The sequence below is a fragment of the Streptomyces sp. Ru62 genome (genome assembly GCF_002920615.1).
In the GTDB taxonomy this organism is placed as follows: Bacteria; Actinomycetota; Actinomycetes; order Streptomycetales; family Streptomycetaceae; genus Streptomyces.
Window position 1 is genome coordinate 199,675 of sequence record NZ_PQSU01000014.1, and the last position, 19,173, is coordinate 218,847.

Sequence of the window (19,173 nt, forward strand, 5' to 3'; positions counted from 1 at the left end):
CAGATTTCCAGGCGTCAGTACTGGGCTCCGTGGTCACCGCCCCGGCCCGCGGCCTCCCGGATCATCGCCGCCACGGCGTCCGGCCGTGACAGGACCACGGCGTGCGAACCGTCCACGACGCGTTCGGTGGCCGCCATGCGCTGGGCCATGAAGCGCTGAGCGGTGGGGTTGAGCATCCGGTCGGCGGCGGCGATGGCGTACCAGGACCGTTTGCGGGACCACGCGGGCGGTCCCGACCTCGCGGTCAGCGCGCCCCGCGCGATAGGACGCTGTGTCACGGACAGCACGCTGCCGAGCCGGGGTGCCAGATCGGCGGCGTACACGTCCAGGAAGCGTTCGCGGCGGATGTACAGCTCGCTGTCCGGGTCCGCCGGCGACCGCGCGGGAAGCCAGGCGGTGACGGTCGGATCCGGCCCCGGCATCGGGGAGAAGCGGTTCGTGACATCCAGCAGGGACTCGCCGGCGTCCAGCCCGAACCCCGCGACGTAGCACAGCGCCACGACGTTGTCGGCGTCGGCCTCGGTGATGACCGCGCCCCCGTAACCGTGGCCGGCCAGCACGACCGGGGCGCCGATCCGGCCCACCGCGCTCCTGAGGTAGGCGGCGTCGTGCGCGAGGCCGCGCAGCGGATTCGCCGGCGCGTACACCGTCAGCCCGGTGGCGTGCAGGTGCCGGATGACCCCCGCCCACGACGAGGCGTCGGTGAACGCCCCGTGCACGAGCACGACGGCCGGCGGTAATGGCGTGCGTCCGGGCACCTCGGTGACCTCCGGTGGGTGGGGTTCTCCAGCCAAGCCCATCCGGGTCGCGCCGGCATCGCGTGAACGTACCAGGAACCGCTCACTCGTCGGGCAGGGCCATGACCAGATTGGCCAGCTGCACCCGGGAGTTGACCGACAGCTTGCGGAAGGCGGACGTCAGGTGCGTGTTGACGGTGTGCGGCGAGACGACCAGCGCCTCCGCGGCCGTACGGTTGCTGTGCCCCTCGGCGATCAGCCGAGCGACCTTCTTCTCCGAAGCGGTCAGGGCGTCCCAGCCCTGGACCGGGCGCTGCCCGTCCGCCGCCCGCCGTCCGCCGGCCCCCGCACGCCGCAGATCGCGCTGGACGTGGGCCGCCATGGCGTGCGCGCCCGACGCGGCGAACGCGGCCTGGGCCTCGGTCAGGGCCGCCACCGCCTCGGTCCGCCGGCCCGTCGCCAGGAGCGCCCGTCCGAGGTCGGCCGAGGCCGCCGCCCGGACCAGTGGGCGCGGGCTCTGGCTGAGCAGGGCGACGGAACGTTCGAGCAGGACCGGGTCGTCGCACACCAGCCCGCGGGCGCGTGCCGCCAGACCCACGGCGGTGGGTACCGCCGGATTGCGCGCGGCGTGGGCCTCGGCCTGCGCCGCCAGATCCTCGGCGAGCGCGCGGTCCGCGCCGCGCAGGGCCACGCGGATCGCGGTGCCGACCCATGTGCGCAGCAGCCGCCAGCGCAGGAAGGGTGCCTCCCGCTGCACCTGCCGGACCCTGTCGACGGCACGTGCGGCGTCCCCGTCGACCTCCGCGTGGACGGCTTCCAGGAAGCGCACCGCGGCCGTGTTGCCCGGGTTCGGCTTGGCCGCCAGCCGCTCCCGCGCCTCGGCCAGGTGCTGCCGCGCGGCCTCCCGGTCGCCGCGCAGCAGGGCGATCCGGGAGCGGATCACCCGGCCGTTCACCTGCTGGACGTGCGCCCGCACCTCCTCCTCCAGGCGCTCCATCGTCACGAAGTCGGCCTCCGCGTCGTCCAGCCGGCCCAGTTCCAGGTGCTGCTGTCCCTGTGCCCACAGCAGCATCGCCTCACGGATCCCGCCGGATTCGTCCGCCGCCTTCGCCAGCAGCCGCTCGCTGGTGACGAAGTCGTCCATGTGCTGGTACGCGACGATCTCCTCGGGGAAGAAGGACGGGTCGACGGCACAGAGCGCGGTGAAGCGCTCCAGCGCGAGGGCGTTCTCCCCCGCGTTCAGCGCGATCTCCCCGAGCGCGAACAGGGCCTGTACGTGAGCCTCCCGGTCACCGGTCGCGACGGCGGCACGCAGCGCGTCCTCGCCGGCTTCCCGCGCCGGCGCCAGGTCCTGCGTCCGGGACAGCGCCAGCGCGCGCAGGCCGGCCAGCCGCGCCGCCACCTCCGGGGCCGCGCCGCCGACCGCGAGGGCCGCCTCGGTCCGGCGGCGCAGCTCGTCGGCGAGATCCAGGTTCCACAGCGTGCCGCCGAGGGCGGCATGGAGCCGGCCGAACGCCTCCAAGGGCGGCCGGCAGGCCAGCAGCCGGTCCCCGGTCGCGAGCGCCTCCCGGTTCCGGCCGGCCCGGGTCAGGGACACGATCGCCTCCTCACCCACGGTGAACCACAGCGGGCGTGCCACCGGCACCAGGTCCAGCGCGCGCGTCACCAGGTCGGCCGCGAGGCCCGGCGTGACCGGCAGCACGTCGTCGGCGGCGCGCCTGAGCAGCGTCACCGCTTCCTCGTCTCCTGGCTGGGCGCCCCTCAGGATGTGTGAGACCACGTCGATCGGCTGGTGGCCCGCGGCCACGAGCCGGCCCGCGGCCTCCCGGTGCAGCACCTTCCGGGCCGAGGGCGGGATGTCCACGTACACCGCCTGGCGCAGCAGGTCGTGCCGGAAGACGAGCTGGTCGCCGTCGTCGTCCAGCAGCCCCGCGCGCACGGCCTCCTCCAGCGCCGGGAGCAGCGTGACGGACGGCCGGCCGCAGAGCGCGGCGGCGTCCTGGAAGCCGAAACGGCGGCCCAGCACCGATCCCATCTGAAGGAAGCGCAGTGTGTCGGGGTGCAGCGAGCCGAGCCTGCCGCGGACGCCCACCACCAGTCCCGGCGGCACTGGCTCACCGGAGGCGCCGGAGGTCCGCAGCCCCGCGAGCATCTCGACGGCCAGGAACGGGTTGCCGCCCGCTCCGGCGAGCAGCTCGCGCACCCGCTCGTCGACGGCCGCCCCCAGGGCGTCACCGGCCAGCTCGCCGATGGCCGCGCCGGACAGCGGGCCCAGGGACAGGGTGCTCACCGGGAGCCCGTCCCCCACGGCCGCGACGATCTCCTCCGCCGGTCCGCCGACGCCTTTCCGCTCGGTCAGCAGCCACAGCACGGGTGAGGTCCGCAGACGACCGGGCAGCTGCTTGAGGGCGAACCGGCTCAGCGGGTCGGCCCACTGCACGTCGTCCAAGGCGATCAGCACCGGCACGCCGGCGGCCCGGTCCTCGATCGCCTCCGCGAGACGCTCCACCAGCCAGGTCCGCTGGTCGTGCCGGCGGGCGAGATCGACGAGCGCGTCGCCGGACAGCAGCGGCCGGTCGCCGTGCAGGACGCAGGTCGCCAACGACGACAGCGGCACGAGGTGGTGCAGCTCGTCGGCCTTGCCGAGACCGACGGAGAACCCCGCCGCCTCCGCCCTGGTGACGACTTCGCCGAGGAGCGTGGTCTTGCCGATGCCCGGTTCCCCGCGGAGCACGGCGAGCGCGCCGCTGCCCGTACGGGCCACCGCGTCGACCAGCGTCCGCAGCACCTCCAGTTCGGCCTCCCGGCCGCGCAGACCACTGCGCGACAGCGGTCCGCCTGACCCCGCCACCCTGCGCCCCTCCTGTCCGCATGCGCCGGTCAGGCCGGCGCCCCGGGGCCACTATGACAAAAACGGCAGCTCAGCGCATTGTCAGCGGGTGATGCGTGACCTGGCTCATGCCGAAGCGGCCGGTCCGGCCGAGAGCGAAGGGGGGCCCGCGGTCCTCCCGCCCCGCAGCGACGCGCACCGCTCGGGCAGGGCGGAGGCGCGCCACGCGGCGGGGGAGATCCCGTAGGCGGCCCGGAACACCCGGCTGAAGTGGGAGGCGCTGGTGAAGCCCCAGCGGTGCGCCACCGCGGCGACGGTCAGGTCCGCCGACTCCCGGCGGGCCAGGTCGCGGCGGCAGCGCTCCAGACGGCGTTGCTGGATCCACCGGCTGACGGTGATGTCCTCCAGCTCGAACAGCTTGTGCAGATAGCGCACGGAGATGTGGTGGGCCCGGGCGATGGAGTCCGGTGACAGATCCGGGTGCGCGAGGTGCCGGTCGATGTACGCCCGGATCCGCACCAGCGACATCCGGGCGCCGCTCGCCGAGTCCTCGGTCTCCCTGCCGAGCCGCTCCTCGGCCAGTGTCTGCACCAGGTCCACCACATTGCGGGCGATCAGCTCGCCCGTCCGCTGCGGATACGTCGCCGCGCTGTCCACGAGCCGGGACAGGAGCGGCGTCAGCAGGCCGCCGACCGCCGACTCGGAGCCGAGCGGAGCCGCCGTGATCTGCCGCAGGTCCGACTCGCCCAGACCCAGCACCTCCCGCGGCAGCACGAGGGACTTCGTCCGGAAGCGCTCCGGGAGCGTCAGCCGGACGGGCCGCGCCATGTCGTAGACGAAGAGCTGTCCGGGCCGTACGTGGGCCTCACGGGCGTCCTGTTCGATACGGGCGGTGCCCGCGCAGAGCAGTTTCACCACCACGTAGTCGTCGTTGTCGCTCGCCGCGATGAGCCGTCGGGTGCGCCGTGCCGTCTGCGGGTCGCCCTCCACGGTCACGGTCTGCATCGGGCCCAGCAGCGACGTACGGATCGTTCCGCGGTCGACCTCGTCGGGGACGCCCATGTCCACGGCGCCGAACGTCCGGGACAGGGCATCGCGCCAGTATGCTCGCCGTCGCTGGGCGGAAACCGTCTTCGTGCTGTAGAGGGTGCCTGGGCTCCCGGGGTCCGGTGTCGAGGGGTCCGACGACATGATCTCCGCCCTTCGGCCGTTGCGCTTTCGAAAACGCAGCGTGCCAGGACGGCCGGGTGATTACATCGCGTGAACGCGTGAGACCAGTGGTACGGACCGGACCGAGCGGTTCCGCCCCGGGCGGTCCGGAGCGGTCTCGCCCCGGACGGTTCCGGAGCGGCTTGGCCGGGGACGGTCCCGGAGCGGTTTCCCCGTGGACCGTTCCCGGGACGGCCGGTTCAGCGGGCGCCCGCCCAGGTGCGCCGTGCCCAGTCCGCGAAGGAGGTCCAGCGCACCTCCGGGTGAGCGGCGTGCAGGGCGGGGATGTCGACGCGGTAGCCGGGTCCGTTCAGGAACGCCCACATCGCGTGCATGTCCGGACTGCCGATCGCCGCCAGCGGGACCTGCTCGTGCCGGACCTCCCGCCCGATCGCCGCGCCGAGCGCGGCGGCCATCTGGGAGGGAGTGGGCGCGTCGCCGGCCAGCTCGATGCGCCGCCCGGTGTAGGGAGCGGGGTCGAGGAGCACCTCCGCCGCGAACGCGCCGAGGTCCGGTCGGGCGAGCTGCTGCAACGGCCGGTCGGGGGGCAGCGGCAGATCGAGGACCCCCTCCAGGATGCGGTCCGCACCGCCCAGCGCGTTGTCGAAGAAGTAGGTCGGCCCCAGGATCGTGTACGGCACGTCGCCGGCCGTGAGCTCCGCCTCGATGCGCGCCTTGCTCTCGAAATGCGGCACCCCGCTGTCCTGGTCGGCCCCCGCCACGGAGCTGAACACAAGATGCGGAACGCGCTTTTCCGTCGCGGCGGAGAGGATGGCCCGCCCCTGGTCCACCTCCGCGTCGACTCCGGCCTCGAAGGGAGTGGTGAACGCGAAGACACCCGCCACGCCGCTCATCGCCGAGGCCAGCGACGCGCGGTCGCTCAGTGATCCCGCCACCACCTCGACGCCCCGCTCGGCCAGTTCCCGGGCGGATCTCCGGCCCGGGTCACGCACCAGCGCCCGGACCCGCGCCCGGCGTGCCAGCAGCGCGTCGGTCACCGCCCCGCCCTGCCCGCCGGTCGCCGCGAGCACCAGAACCGGTTGGTCGGTCATCGAAGATCTCCCTCTTTCCTGTGCGGTGCGGGCGCCGCCCGGAGTGCGCCGCCCCCTTGGCCACCTTCCACCCCGGCCCGCCGTACCCGGCGTCACGGCGCGCGGATGGCCGAGGCCGTCCCCGAGGCGGACGACCTCGGCCGGTGCCCGGCCCCGGTGCCGGCCGGGGGCCGCACGGCGCGGCGAAACGCCGTTCGCCGTTCGCGGCGACCACGTGGTCGAGCTCCGCGCGCGGCTGAACGGGAACCCATGGGCGGCGGACCGGCGGCCACCGTGTCGTCGGCCGGCCGGTCCAGCCGGGTGGCCCTGGCCGGCGGATGGCCGATGGCCGGGCCGGGCGCGCGGCCGGCTGTGTGCCGGGGGGAGCCGGCCGAAGGCCTCGCCCATGAAGCGTCCGCCCTTCCGCCGGGGCCGGTGCGCCCGCAGTCGAGCACGCCCTGACGGACGGCCGCCTCGGCCGGCCCTCCGCCGAACCGCGGTGCCCGGCCGCGCTGTTCCTCTCCAGGCCGGGTCCGCGCGGGACGACGGCGTGGGAGGCGGGGCGCGCGGTCAGCGGTATCGGTCACGGACGCGCCGCCCGTTGCGTCGTGGGCGGTCCCCGCCGGGCTCAGGAGCGGACGAGCGGGGTGTCCACCAGGTGTTCGGCCAGGAACCAGGCCTGCAGTTCGCCGGTGCGGATGATCTGCGACACCAGCAGGTCGTTGGTGCCGTCGTCACCCAGCTCGGCGGTGCGGGCGGCAGCGTCGTGGGCCTCGGTCAGGATGGTCTCGTGGGCCTCCAGCAGCCGCGAGAGCATCGCCGGGACCTCCTCCACACCGTCCGGCGGGCGCGGGATCGACGTGATCTCGGCGACGTGCCGGGGGTCGCCCACCGCGACGCCGCCCAGGGTCTGGACGCGCTCGGCGAGGGTGTCGACCAGTTCCAGCTGCTCACCGGCGTGCTTGTCCAGCAGCAGGTGCAACTGGTAGAAGGTCGCGCCCCGCATGATCCAGTGGTGCTTCTTGTAGAGGCCGTACAGGATCTGGGTGTCGGCCAGCACCTTGTTCAGGCGCTGGCAGGAGTACATGCGCGCCTCGTAGGACAGGGCGATGGGGAACTGCTTGACGGTTCCGAACTCCTGGATGACCGCGCCCTTCTGGTGCAGCCAGGGCTGGCTGCTCGGGGGCTGGGTTCCGGTGGTCATGACGTGCCTCCTGCGGATGGCGTGCTTGCGTACGAGGTCGACGCTAGGTGCCGAACCGGGAGGCGCGTTGCCCCGGAGCGCACGCGTTGGTGCTCGTCAGCGCACCGGATGGCTCATCGGCCGGGTCACTCGCTGCCCGCCGTGAGCTGCTCCACGACATGGTCGAGATCGATGTGGCGGTGCTCGGTGCCCGGCGGCACCAGCATCTCGGTGCGGTGCAGGAAGGCCGTGACGGAGGCGCTCGCCAGTTCCAGGAGCGCCGATCCGGCGCGCGTCCGGAGCAGGACGCGGATCGAGTCGGGCCGGCCCTGGCGCCGCGGGTAGACCACCACGTCCCCGGACCCGGTGGGCCGGCGCAGCCCCTGGGCGAGGAGCGACCGGGCGAAGACCCACTCGACGCAGAGGGCGGAGGGGGCGCCCAGGGACAGGCACACGGCGTAGGGATCCGCCGCGGAGTACCGGAGTTCGGCCGGGACCGGTATCGGCAGTTCGTCGGCCACGGTGACGCGGACGCTGGTCTTGCATACGATCGGGTCCTCGTCCGCGGCCCCGGCAGGATCGTTTCTCATGCCGTCCCCCTGTCTGCGACGGTTCGGTTCGGTGTGGCGGCCCGCGCTCTGACGGACCGAGGTGCTGATGACGGTACGGCGGGTCCGGAGGAGTGGCTTGCCGACGAGTGCACGGGTTGTTGTCCGAAGAAGAAGCGCCTTGGCGTGGCCCGTGCGTCCGTCACGCGGACGGTTCGCGGGAACGCTCCGGGCCCAGTCCGTCCGGCGCTCGGGCCGGTCCGGCCGGATGATGGTTGAATGTAGAACAATTACTGGGTGGAGAGGTGATCCCCGATGAGCAATGTCGAGACGGAGCCCGTCGAAGTGCGCTGCGGCACCGAGGCGGACGGCGGGCCGCCGGCCGGGACGCCCCGGGTCGAGGTACTGACCCCGCGTGACGTACCCCTGGGCGGCCCGCGCGCGATGACCGTGCGGCGCACACTGCCGCAGCGCGCCCGGACCCTGATCGGTGCCTGGTGCTTCGCCGACCACTACGGCCCCGACGACGTCGCCGAGAGCGGCGGTATGGACGTCGCCCCGCACCCCCACACCGGGCTGCAGACCGTGAGCTGGCTCTTCAGCGGGGAGATCGAGCACCGCGACAGCCTGGGCAGCCACGCCCTCGTACGGCCCGGCGAGCTGAACCTCATGACCGGCGGGTACGGCATCAGCCACTCCGAGGTCTCCACTCCGCGCACCACCGTCCTGCACGGCGTCCAGCTCTGGGTGGCGCTGCCGGAGGAGCACCGCGCCACCGCGCGGGACTTCCGGCACCACGTCCCCGGGCCCGTACGGACCGACGGCGCCGAGATCCGGGTCTTCCTCGGCTCCCTCGCCGGCAGCACCTCCCCGGTGCCGACGTTCACGCCCCTGCTCGGCGCCGAGATCCTCCTGGAGCCGCACGCGGCCGTCACGCTCGCCGTGGACCCCGGCTACGAGCACGGTCTCCTGGTCGACCAGGGCGCCGTCCGCCTCGCCGACGTCCTGCTGAAGCCGGCCGAGCTGGGCTACGTCCACCCGGGCCCCGGCACGCTGACCCTGACCAACGAGTCGGACGACACCGCGCGGACGGTCCTCCTCGGCGGAACCCCCTTCGAGGAGGAGATCGTCATGTGGTGGAATTTCATCGGCCGGAGCCACGAGGACATCGTCAGGGCCCGCGAGGACTGGCAGAACTCCTCCGACCGCTTCGGCGCCGTCGAAGGATATCCGGGAGACCGTCTCCCCGCCCCCGTCCTGCCGAATGCCACCATCACTCCGCGCAGGAATCCGCCGCGTCACTGACGCCATCCGAAAGGCACCCCATGAGCCAGCCTTCCGCCACTCCGCTCGTCGAGCGTGTGGACGCCAGGAATCGCTACGAAATACTCGTCGACGGCAAGCGCGCAGGGCTGACCGCCTACCGCGACCGCGACGCGCAGCGCGTCTTCTACCACACCGAGATCGACGACGCCTTCGCGGGCCAGGGCCTGGCCTCCCGGCTCGTCCAGGAGGCGCTCACCGACGTACGGGAATCCGGGAAGCGGATCGTGCCCGTGTGCCCGTACGTGGCGAAGTTCCTCAAGCGGCACGAGGAGTTCGCCGACCTCGTCGACCCCGTGACGCCCGACGTCCTGCGGTGGCTGGAGGCCGAACTGGGCTGACCCCCGCCCCCGGCCGCCCGCCGTCCAGGGCCGGCGGCCGGCTGTCCGGGCAGCGCACCACCTCTGGCCCGAGAGCGCACACCGCCCGTGTTCCCCTCGCCCCGCGGCCGCCTCCGCGGTTAGTGTCCAGGCAGTCGAATTCCATCGGCGTGGCGTTCCCCGTGAACGGCCACGCAGCGACGGGCCGGATATCCCGCACGCATTCGCTGCCGGATACGGCCGTCGCCCGGTCAATTCCCGCCCCCACACGAACGAGGTGTTGTTGTGGAGCGATGGACAAGGCGCGAGGACGAACGGCTGCTCACCGGGAAAGGCCGGTATGTCGCCGATATTCACGTGCCCGGATGCCTGGACGCCGCATTTGTGAGAAGCAAGGTCGCCCACGGCTCGCTGCGGAGTGTGGACTGCGCCGCGGCGCGTGACGTGCCCGGTGTCGTGGGCGCCTGGTCGGCCGCGGACCTGCCGGACCTGCCGCCGGTTCCGCACACCCTGCTCGCCCGGCTGTCGACGCAGGAAGCGGTCGCGGGCCGGGAGTGGCCGGCGCTCGTCAAGGACCGGGTGCGCTATCCGGGCGAGGCGCTGGCGGTCGTCCTCGGCGAGGACCGCTACCGGGCCGAGGACGGGGCCGCCGAGGTCACCGCCGTGGTCGATCCGCTGCCCGCGGTGGTGACACCGTCCGCGGCCCTGGACGACTCCGTCCGCCTGTTCGACGGCCTCAGCAACACCGCCCTGCGGGGCGAGGCCGGCGCGCCCGTCGACCCGGCCGTCTGGCAGGACGCCGCCGCCGTGGTCGAGGCCACCTACCGGCAGCAGTTGCTCATGCCCAGCCCCATGGAGTGCCGCACGATCCTCGCCGTCCCCGAGGGGGACCGGCTGACCGTGTGGTCGGGGCACCAGATGCCGCACCGGCTGCGCCGCGAACTCGCCGCGCTGCTCGGCTGGTCCACCGACCGGATCCGGGTCGTCGTCCCGGACACCGGAGGCGCCTTCGGCTCCAAGAGCGCCGCCTTCCCCGAGTTCGTGGTCGTCGCCTACCTGGCCGTCACGCTCGGCCGGCCGGTGCGCTGGATCGAGGACCGCCTGGAGTCCATGCTCGTCGCCACCCGCGGCCGGGGCCAGGACCAGACCGTCCGGCTCGCCGCCGACGCCGAAGGGAACCTGCTCGCCTACGAGTTGACGATCAACGCGGACGTCGGCGCCTATCCGCACCTCGGCGTGGGACTGCCTATGCAGACGGCCTGGATGGCGCCCGGCGCGTACACCACGCCACACGTCCACGCGACCCTGCGCTCGGTGCTCACCAACACCATGGTGACCTACCCCTACCGCGGCGCCGGACGCCCCGAGGCCGCCATCGCCATCGAGCGCACCATGGACCTGCTCGCCCGGCGGCTCGGCATCGACCCGATCGAGCTGCGGCGGCGCAACTTCATCCCGCCCGACGCCTTCCCGTACGACACACCCACCGGCCGCCGTTACGACAGCGGGAACTACGCCGCCGCGCTGGACCTCGCGCTGGAGACGGCCGGTTACGAGGAGTGGCGCGCGGAACAGGCCCGCCGCCGCAGCGACCCGGACGCGCTGCCGCTCGGCATCGGCGTCTCCTGCTACGTGGAACGCTCGGGCGGCGAACCCGGCGGACTGCACGAGTTCGGCAGCCTGGAGGTCCACGAGGACGGCACCGTCACCGCCCGCTGCGGCGCCGCCCCCAGCGGCCAGGGGCACGAGACGGTCTTCCCGGCGCTCGTGGCCAAGACCCTCGGCATTTCCGAGGCGCGGGTCCGTCTCGTCGAGGGCGACACGGACGAACAGCCCGAAGGACTGGGCTCGTTCGCCAGCCGGTCGGCACAGGTCGACGGCGCGATGTTCCAGCAGGCGGCCGGCCTCCTGATCGAGCAGGCGCGCGAGCGCGCGGCGCGGCTGTGGGACCTGCCGGCCGACAAGGTCGCGTGGGCCGACGGCACCGTGCACGCGACCTCCGGCGGTTCGGCCGTCCTGGACCTGGCCGAACTGGTCAAGACGACCGGGCCGCTCCGTGTCGAGCACCGCTACGAGGCCGGCATGGCCTTCCCCTTCGGCGCGCACGTCGCCGTGACCGAGGTGGACCCCGACCTCGGCACCGTGAACGTGCTGCGGCTCGTGGCCGTGGACGACTGCGGAGTGGTCCTCAACCCCACCGTGGTGCACGGACAGGCGTACGGGTCCGCCGTGCAGGGCATCGGCCAGGCCCTCTACGAAGGCATGACGTTCGACGCGGACGGCGTGCCGCACCTGGCGGCCGGATTCCTGGACTACCTGCTGCCCACGTACACGGAGATCCCGCCCATCGAGATCAAGGACACCTGCACCCCCAGCCCCAGCACCCCGCTGGGCGCCAAGGGAGCGGGGGAGTCGGGCTGCATCGGCACCCCGGCCGCCATCGTCAACGCCGTGGCCGACGCCCTGCGGATCGCCGATCCCGACCTGCTCCAGATGCCGCTCACGCCGGACAGCGTCTGGCGGGCGGCCCGCGCCCCGAAGCACGAGGAAGGTGTCCGGTGAAACCCGCGTCCTTCGACTACGTCGTGCCCCGCACGGTCGCCGAGGCCGTCCAGGCGCTCGGCGACACCGACCGCGCGGCCCAGGTGCTCGCCGGCGGGCAGAGCCTGATCCTGGAGATGCACCTGCAACGCATCCGGCCGCAGCTCGTCGTCGACATCAACCGCGTCCCGGAACTCGACGGCATGCGCGTCGAGGGCGACGAACTGCGCGTCGGCGCCCTCGTCCGGCACGCGGCGTTCGAGTCGGCCGACGCCGTCCCCGGCCCCCTCGGCACCCTGCTGTCCCGGGCCGTCGTCAACATCGCCCACCCGCCCATCCGTTCCCGGGGCACCATGGCCGGCAGCTTCGGCTGGGCCCACCCCGCCTCGGAGTGGTGCGCCATCGGTGTCGCCCTCGACGCCACCGTCGAGGTCACCGGTCCCGACGGCGCCCGCTCCATCCCGGCGCGGGACTACTTCCTCGGTCCGTTCCGTACCGCGCGCCGGCCGCAGGAGCTGATCACCGCCGTACGCCTGCCGCTGCTCGGCGGGAACACCGGCGTCGGCTTCATCGAACACCGCCGCACGCACTTCTGCTTCGCCCAGGTCGCGGTCGCGGCGGCCCTCACCGTGACGGACGGCGTGATCAGCGACGCACGCATCGGACTGGTCAACTCCGCCGACCGCCCCCTCCGGGCCCGCGCCGCCGAACAGGCGCTGATCGGCGCCGACTTCACCTCGCTCACCGCGGGTCCCCGGCTCCCCGACGGCCATCCGTTCGCCCGCGCAGGCCGGGCCGCCGCCCAGGAGGACGCCGCACCCCTCGCCGAACCGTACGCCGACGTGGAGTACAAGCGGCAGGCCATCGCCGTCCTGGTCGGCAGGACCCTCACCGAGGCGGCGGCCGGCCTGCGCTCGCGTCCCGCCCCACGACAGGGAGACCCCCGATGAAGATCACGCTCACGGTGAACGGCACCGCGCACGCCCTCGACGCCGAACCCCGCCGCCTGCTCGCCGACGTCCTCCGCGACGACCTGGGCCTCACCGGCACCCACCTGGGCTGCGAGCACGGCATCTGCGGGGCGTGCAGCGTGCTCATGGACGGCGAGGCGGTCCGCGCCTGCCTGGTGCTGGCCGTACAGTGCGACGGCCGCTCGATCCGCACGGTCGAGGGCCTCGCCGGGCCCGACGGCGAACCCCACCCGCTGCAACGGGCGTTCTCCGCCGAGCACGCGCTGCAGTGCGGATTCTGCACCCCCGGCTTCCTCATGGTGGCCGCCGGAGCGCTCGACGCCGACCCCGGCCTCGCCGACAGACCCGACGCCGTCGAAGGCGTCGTCGGCTCCAACATCTGCCGGTGCACCGGCTACGAACCCATCCGGCGCGCCATCGCCCGCGCGGCCCGGGAACAGCGGGAGACCACGGCCTGACACGCCGGCCCCGCACGGAGCGCCCCGCACAGGGGGGCGCTCCCCGGACTGGCCGAGGGAAATGCGGGCGACCACCGCCTGACACGCGCCGGCCCCGCACGCGGCCCCCCACGCGGGGCGGTTCATGGACCGACCGAGGAGACACACATGAACGGTGACATCCGCGCCGGAGTGATCGACGTGCACGCCCACTGGCTGCCCCGCGACCTGCTCCCCCTGCCGCCCGGGAACCCGCTCGGCGGCATGAACGACCGCGACGGCGAACTCTTCCTGGGCGACGTCCCGCTGTCGTTCCCGACCAGCGCGATGACCGACATCGACACCATCGTCGCCGACACCCTGAAGGCCGGACTCGGCGCGCGCGTCATCTCCGCGCCACCCTTCGCCTTCCCCGTGCACGCCCCCGCCGAGGCCGACGACTACGTCGCCGCCTACAACGAACAGCTCGCCGACGCCGTCTCCCGCACGGAGGGCACCCTCGTCGGACTCGGACTGGTCCGGCTGGACGACGCCGACGCCGCCCGCGGGGAACTGACCCGGCTCGCCGCCGCCGACGGCATCGCGGGCGTCGCGGTCCCGCCCGTGGTCGACGGCCGCTCCTACGACCGGGGCGTCCCCCGGCAGATCCTCGGCATCGCCGCCGAACTGGGCCTGTCCGTCCTGGTCCACCCGATGCAGCTCCCGCGCGCCGAATGGGACCACCACTACCTGGTCAACCTCATCGGCAATCCGGTGGAGAGCACGACCGCCGTGGCCGGGGTCCTGCTCGGCGGCGTCCTGGAGGAATTCCCCGGCCTGCGGATCTGCTTCGTCCACGGCGGCGGCTGCGCGCCCGCGCTGCTGGGCCGGTGGGGACACGGCTGGCGCACCCGCGACGACGTGCGCCGCGGCAGCGGCCGGCCCCCGGCGGAGTCCTTCGGCCTGCTCTACTTCGACACGATCACCCACGACCCCGAGGTCCTCGCGCTGCTGCGGGCCCACGCCTCGCCCGACCGGATCGTGTGCGGCAGCGACTACCCCTTCGACATGGCACAGCCCGACCCGGTCGGCTTCCCGCTGGCACACGGCATCGACGCCGCGACGCTGGAAGCGAACGGCCGCCGGTTCCTCGGGCTGACCACGGCGAACCACGGCTGACGGCAGATCGGAGAGATCCCATGCGAGACCTGGCGCCCCGCCTGCTGGAGTGGCAGTCCGCCGGAGCCCGCTGCGCCCTCGCGAGCGTCGTCGCCGTCCGCGGCAGCGCACCCCTGCGCGCCGGGGCGGCGCTCTGCGTCCACGAGGACGGCACGGCCCTCGGCAGTGTGTCGGGAGGCTGCGTCGAAGGCTCCGTCTACGACCTGGCCCGTGAGGTGCTGGCATCGGGGGAGGCGCGGTGCGTGTCCTTCGGGTACGCCGAGGACGACGCGTTCGCGGTGGGGCTGATGTGCGGAGGCGAGATCGACGTCCTCGTCCAGGCCGTGGACGACGCCATGGTCCGGGTCCTCGCCGCCGCCCACCTGGCCGCGGCGGCGCGGCGCCCCGTCGTCGTGGCCCGCGTGCTGCCCGGACCCGGCGCGGGCGCCGGCTCCGTCGCCGTGTGGCAGGACGGCCACCTGGGCAGCACCGGCGACCCCGTCCTGGACCTGGCCGTCCTCGCCGACGCCCGCCGCATGCTCGACCGGGACGGCACCGCCGTACGGAGCTACGAGGCCGGTGCGTCACGGTCGTACGAGGACGGAGCGGAAGGGCCGTACGACGCCGGCGTGTCCCGTTCCCACGACGCCGGCGTGCCGGGCGAGCCGCGGGCCCCGCGCGTGCTGTTCGAGGCCTGGGCCCCGCCGCCCCGGCTGCTGGTCTTCGGCGCCAACGCCCATGCCGCCGCGGTGAGCCGGATCGGTGCCCTCCTCGGCTACCACGTCACGGTCTGCGACGCCCGGGCCGCCTTCACCACACCCGAGCGCTTCCCGGACGCCGACGAGGTCGTGGTCGACTGGCCCCACCGGTACCTGGCGGCCACGGAGACCGACCACCGGACCGTGGTGTGCGTGATGACGCACGACCCCAAGTTCGACGTCCCCGTCCTCGCCGAGGCCCTGGACCGGCCCCTGGCCTACGTCGGAGCGCTCGGCTCCCGCCGTGTCCAGGCACGCAGACGGGAGGACCTCGCCGCGGCCGGCGTGTCGCCCGACGCCGTCGCGCGGTTGCACGCGCCCCTCGGCCTCGACCTGGGCGCGTCGACTCCCGAGGAGACCGCCGTGTCCTTCGCCGCGGAACTCATCGCCGTCCGCTCCGGCCGCACCGCCCACCCGCTCTCCCTGCTGGACGGGCCCATCCACCCGACCACGACAACGGACCGTCCCGGCGCCCGGTGCGCTGCCGGAACCGATGCCGTGCGCGGACGGACAACCGCGGCGCTCGGCGCTCACTAGCGTGGGCCGGGCGCGAGGCAGGCCCTCCGTGCCCCCGCCCGGAGGGTCGTGCCGCAAGGCCCGAACCCGAGGAGTGCCATGGCCAAGCAGACCATCGCCGAACAGTACGTCGACCTCATGGCGCGCGCCGGTGTGCGCCGCATGTACGGCGTGGTCGGAGACAGCCTGAATCCCGTCGTCGACGCGGTCCGGCGGCACGCCGACGTCGAGTGGATCCAGGTCCGCCACGAGGAGGTCGCGGCGTTCGCCGCCGGAGCGGAGGCCCAGCTCACCGGGCGGCTCGCCGCGTGCGCGGGATCCTGCGGGCCCGGCAACCTGCATCTGATCAACGGCCTGTACGACGCCCACCGCTCGATGGCGCCGGTGCTGGCGCTGGCCGCCCACATACCGAGCGGCGAGATCGGCACCGGCTACTTCCAGGAGACCCACCCCGACCGGCTGTTCGCCGAGTGCAGCCACTACTCCGAGCTGATCTCCTCCCCGCGTCAGATGCCCCGCGTGGTGCAGACGGCCATCCAGCACGCCGTCGGCCGGCGCGGGGTGTCGGTCGTCGCCCTCTCCGGTGACACCGCCGCCGAGGACTCCCCGGACGCGTCACCCGAACTCGCCATGCCCCTGGACCTGCCCGCCATCCGCCCCAGCGACCAGGAGATCGCCCGGCTCACCGAGCTGGTCGACGGCGCCGAACGCGTCATGGTGTTCTGCGGCCGGGGCGTCGCCGGAGCCCACGCCGAGGTGATGGAGTTCGCCGCGAAGGTCAAGGCCCCGGTCGGCCACGCCCTGCGCGGCAAGGAACACATCCAGTACGACAACCCGTACGACGTCGGCATGAGCGGACTGCTCGGCTACGGCGCCGCCTACGAGGCCATGCACGAGTGCGACCTGCTCATCCTCCTCGGCACCGACTTCCCGTACACCGAGTTCCTGCCCCGCCACGTGCGCACCGTCCAGGTCGACGTGCAGCCCGAGCGGCTCGGCCGGCGCACCCAACTCGACTTCGCCGTCTGGGGAGACGTCCGCGAGACCCTGCGCTGCCTGACGCCCGCGGTGCGGGAGAAGCAGTCGCGCCGGTTCCTCGACCGGATGCTGGAGCGGCACGCGCACGCCCTCGAAGGCGCCGTCAGCGCCTACACGCGCGACGTCGACCGGCACACCCCCATCCACCCCGAGTACGTGGCCTCGGTGCTCGACGAAGAGGCCGCCGACGACGCCGTGTTCACCGTCGACACCGGCATGTGCTGTGTGTGGGCGGCGCGTTACCTCACGCCCAACGGCCGCCGCCGCATCCTCGGCTCCTTCGTGCACGGCTCCATGGCCAACGCGCTGCCCCAGGCCATCGGCGCCCAGTTCCTCGACCGGGGCCGGCAGGTCGTCTCGCTCTCCGGCGACGGCGGGTTCTCCATGCTCATGGGCGACTTCCTCACGCTCGTCCAGTACGACCTTCCGGTCAAGGTGGTCGTCTTCAACAACTCCTCCCTCGGCATGGTCGACCTGGAGATGATGGTCGACGGCCTGCCCCCGCACGGCACGAGCTACCCGCACGCCGACTACGCCGCCATCGCCACGGCCGCCGGAGCGCGCGGCATCCGGGTGGAGAAGCCCGGCCAGGTCCGGGACGCGTTGCGCGAGGCGTTCGCCCACGACGGGCCCGCGCTGGTGGACGTCGTCACCGACCCGGCCGCGCTGGCCGTGCCGCCGAAGATCACCACCGAACAGCTCACCGGCTTCGCCCTGTCCGCGAGCCGGACCGTCCTGAGCGGAGGCGTCGGCCGCATGGTCCACCTGGCCCGGGCCAACCTCCGCAACATTCCCCGCCCCTGACCCGGCACGCCCCTACCCGGCGAGCGCGGGGCCGGACCCGGCCGGTACGGCCGGCCCCGCCACGGTGTCGAAGGCATGGGTCACCTCGGGCACCGTCCCCGGCGCGAGCAGCTCACGGGCCTGCTCCTCGCGCCGGCGGTCGGTGTCCGTCCACCGGACGTGGTGCTGGGCCCGGTGTTCCGCCCAGGAGCCGACCAGGTAGTTCTCGACGAAGCGCGCCGGGTCGTTGCCGTCCTGGTAGAGACCCCAGGACAGGGCTCCCGTACGGCGCCGGGAACGGGCGACCTGACGCATGCGGACCGTGAACGCGGCCCGGTTCCCGGCAGGGACGCGGTAGACGACGGAGACCAGGACCGGGCCGTCGGACTCCCCGGGCTCGAACACCAGGGGAGGGGCCGGCCAGTGGTCGGACGGCGTGGGGTCGATGCCCTCCGCGTCGTACAGCGGCCACCGGCGCACACTGGCCGCGCTGAGCACCATCACCGCACCGGCGATCAGCAGGCACGCGCTGAGCCCCACCCAGTCCGCGACCGCGCCCCACAGCGGTGCCGCGAGCGCCTGACCGCCCTGGAAGACCAGCAGGTACACCGCGAGGCCACGCGCCCTGACCCAGCCGGGCAGCCGCGTCTGCACGGCCGCGTTGAGGGTGGACAGCACTCCGATCCAGGCGAGTCCCGCCGGCAGCAGGGCGATGGTGACCAGCCACGGTGTGCGGACCGTCGCCAGCACTGCCAGCACGCCGGCGAACACCAGGGCGCCGGCGGCGAGCGTGCCGTTGGCACCCAGCAGGGCACGGACGCGCGGCAGCGCGAACGCCCCCGCCACGGCCCCCACGCCCACCGCCGCCAGCAGGAGCCCGTAGCCGCCCGAGCCGAGGCCGAGGGAACTGCTCGCGGTCAGCGGCAGCAGTGCCCACAGCGCGGCACCGCCGGGGATGAACAGGAGCGTGCGCAGCAGCACCCGGCGGACGCCGGGGGCGTTCCACACATAGCGGCGGCCGGCGTACAGGGCCGCCAGCAGTCCGTCGTTCCCGGGGACGGTGGCGATTGCCGCCTCCGGGCGCCGCCACGCCACGAGGACGGCCGCGATGCCCAGGTAGGAAGCCGCGTTGAAGGCGAAGACCCAGCCCGCGCCCGCCGCCGCGACCACCGCCCCGCCGAGCGCCGGACCGACGGCACGGGCCAGGTTCATGTTCACCGCGCCCAGCGCCGCGGCCTGGCCGAGCCGCCGGCGTTCCACCAGTTCCGGCTGGATCGCCTGCCACGCCGGGCCCATCAGCGCGGTGCCGCACCCGAGCAGGAACGTGAGCACGAGCAGCACCACCGGGGTCAGGGCGTCCAGGAACGCCAGCACGGCCAGCACACCGGACACGGCGAGCATCGCGAACTGCGCGGCCAGCAGCACCGAGCGCCGGTCGAAGCGGTCGGCGACCACCCCGGCGGGCAGGGCGAGCAGGACCACGGGAAGGCCGGCGGCGGTCTGTACGAGCGTCACCAGCGCGGCGCCGTGCCCGACCAGCAGCCACTGCGCGCCCACGGTCTGCATCCAGCTGCCGATGTTCGAGACCAGCTGGGCGATCCACAGGGCCCGGAAGACGCGCGCCGCGAGCGGGGCCCAGGGGGAGTCGGTCGCGGCGGGCGGGGAGGCTGAAGACGTGCTGCTCATGCCCGGACAGTAGGGGCCGCCGTCCCTGGGCTGTTGACCGTGAGCGCATGGGGTGTGACCCGGCAGCGCAGCCCCCGGTCACTGTCTTGTCACTCTTTTCGCACATCCACCCGCCTACGCTCCGG

15 protein-coding genes are annotated in these 19,173 nt (G+C 73.8%); 8 read left to right on the forward strand and 7 right to left on the reverse strand.

The genetic code is table 11. The features are described 5' to 3' along the window. Window positions 1-14: 14 nt before the first annotated feature. The 6 genes from C3492_RS20875 to C3492_RS20900 all read right to left on the reverse strand — a co-directional run bounded on the left by C3492_RS20875 (window position 15) and on the right by C3492_RS20900 (window position 7,580). Window positions 15-794: an alpha/beta hydrolase gene (locus C3492_RS20875; protein WP_258055787.1), complete on the reverse strand. Its 780-nt coding sequence runs from the start codon at window positions 792-794 to the stop codon at window positions 15-17. A gap of 46 nt (window positions 795-840) precedes the next feature. Further along, on the reverse strand, window positions 841-3,588 hold the full coding sequence (locus C3492_RS20880; RefSeq protein WP_103813258.1) for an AAA family ATPase: 2,748 nt from the start codon (window positions 3,586-3,588) through the stop codon (window positions 841-843). Between the two features lie 105 nt (window positions 3,589-3,693). Beyond that, complete coding sequence (locus C3492_RS20885) at window positions 3,694-4,758, reverse strand: helix-turn-helix domain-containing protein (RefSeq protein WP_103813259.1); 1,065 nt, start codon at window positions 4,756-4,758, stop codon at window positions 3,694-3,696. A 218-nt stretch (window positions 4,759-4,976) separates the two neighbouring features. After that, window positions 4,977-5,828, reverse strand: coding sequence for an NmrA/HSCARG family protein (locus C3492_RS20890; RefSeq protein ID WP_103813260.1), 852 nt, complete (start codon window positions 5,826-5,828; stop codon window positions 4,977-4,979). Between the two features lie 607 nt (window positions 5,829-6,435). Continuing rightward, the gene (locus C3492_RS20895) at window positions 6,436-7,011 is read right to left on the reverse strand and encodes a Dps family protein (RefSeq protein ID WP_030640487.1); all 576 of its coding nucleotides are present in this window, start codon (window positions 7,009-7,011) and stop codon (window positions 6,436-6,438) included. Between the two features lie 125 nt (window positions 7,012-7,136). Then, on the reverse strand, window positions 7,137-7,580 hold the full coding sequence (locus tag C3492_RS20900) for an SsgA family sporulation/cell division regulator (protein ID WP_103813261.1): 444 nt from the start codon (window positions 7,578-7,580) through the stop codon (window positions 7,137-7,139). 273 nt (window positions 7,581-7,853) lie between these two features. On the opposite strand from C3492_RS20900, the gene C3492_RS20905 reads away from it, so the two are divergent. The 8 genes from C3492_RS20905 (at window position 7,854) to C3492_RS20940 (ending at window position 17,383) form a co-directional block, all read left to right on the forward strand. Next, window positions 7,854-8,843: a pirin family protein gene (locus tag C3492_RS20905; RefSeq protein WP_103813262.1), complete on the forward strand. Its 990-nt coding sequence runs from the start codon at window positions 7,854-7,856 to the stop codon at window positions 8,841-8,843. Between the two features lie 20 nt (window positions 8,844-8,863). After that, the gene (locus tag C3492_RS20910) at window positions 8,864-9,202 is read left to right on the forward strand and encodes a GNAT family N-acetyltransferase (RefSeq protein ID WP_103813263.1); all 339 of its coding nucleotides are present in this window, start codon (window positions 8,864-8,866) and stop codon (window positions 9,200-9,202) included. 363 nt (window positions 9,203-9,565) lie between these two features. After that, window positions 9,566-11,743: a xanthine dehydrogenase family protein molybdopterin-binding subunit gene (locus C3492_RS20915; protein WP_258055788.1), complete on the forward strand. Its 2,178-nt coding sequence runs from the start codon at window positions 9,566-9,568 to the stop codon at window positions 11,741-11,743. Beyond that, the gene (locus C3492_RS20920) at window positions 11,740-12,672 is read left to right on the forward strand and encodes a xanthine dehydrogenase family protein subunit M (protein WP_103813265.1); all 933 of its coding nucleotides are present in this window, start codon (window positions 11,740-11,742) and stop codon (window positions 12,670-12,672) included. Before C3492_RS20915 ends, C3492_RS20920 begins: the two co-directional genes overlap by 4 nt. Next, on the forward strand, window positions 12,669-13,151 hold the full coding sequence (locus C3492_RS20925) for a (2Fe-2S)-binding protein (protein ID WP_103813266.1): 483 nt from the start codon (window positions 12,669-12,671) through the stop codon (window positions 13,149-13,151). Before C3492_RS20920 ends, C3492_RS20925 begins: the two co-directional genes overlap by 4 nt. Window positions 13,152-13,298: 147 nt before the next feature. Then, window positions 13,299-14,288, forward strand: a complete 990-nt coding sequence (locus tag C3492_RS20930) for an amidohydrolase family protein (RefSeq protein WP_103813267.1) — start codon at window positions 13,299-13,301, stop codon at window positions 14,286-14,288. 20 nt (window positions 14,289-14,308) lie between these two features. Further along, entirely contained in the window at window positions 14,309-15,562 is a 1,254-nt protein-coding gene (locus C3492_RS20935) for an XdhC family protein (RefSeq protein WP_103813268.1), read from the forward strand. Window positions 15,563-15,640: 78 nt separating this feature from the next. Continuing rightward, entirely contained in the window at window positions 15,641-17,383 is a 1,743-nt protein-coding gene (locus C3492_RS20940) for a pyruvate dehydrogenase (RefSeq protein ID WP_103813269.1), read from the forward strand. Between the two features lie 12 nt (window positions 17,384-17,395). Here C3492_RS20940 and C3492_RS20945 read toward each other — a convergent pair whose 3' ends face one another. Continuing rightward, a complete protein-coding gene (locus C3492_RS20945) occupies window positions 17,396-19,048 on the reverse strand; it encodes an MFS transporter (RefSeq protein WP_103813270.1) in 1,653 nt (550 codons plus the stop codon). Window positions 19,049-19,173: the final 125 nt, after the last annotated feature.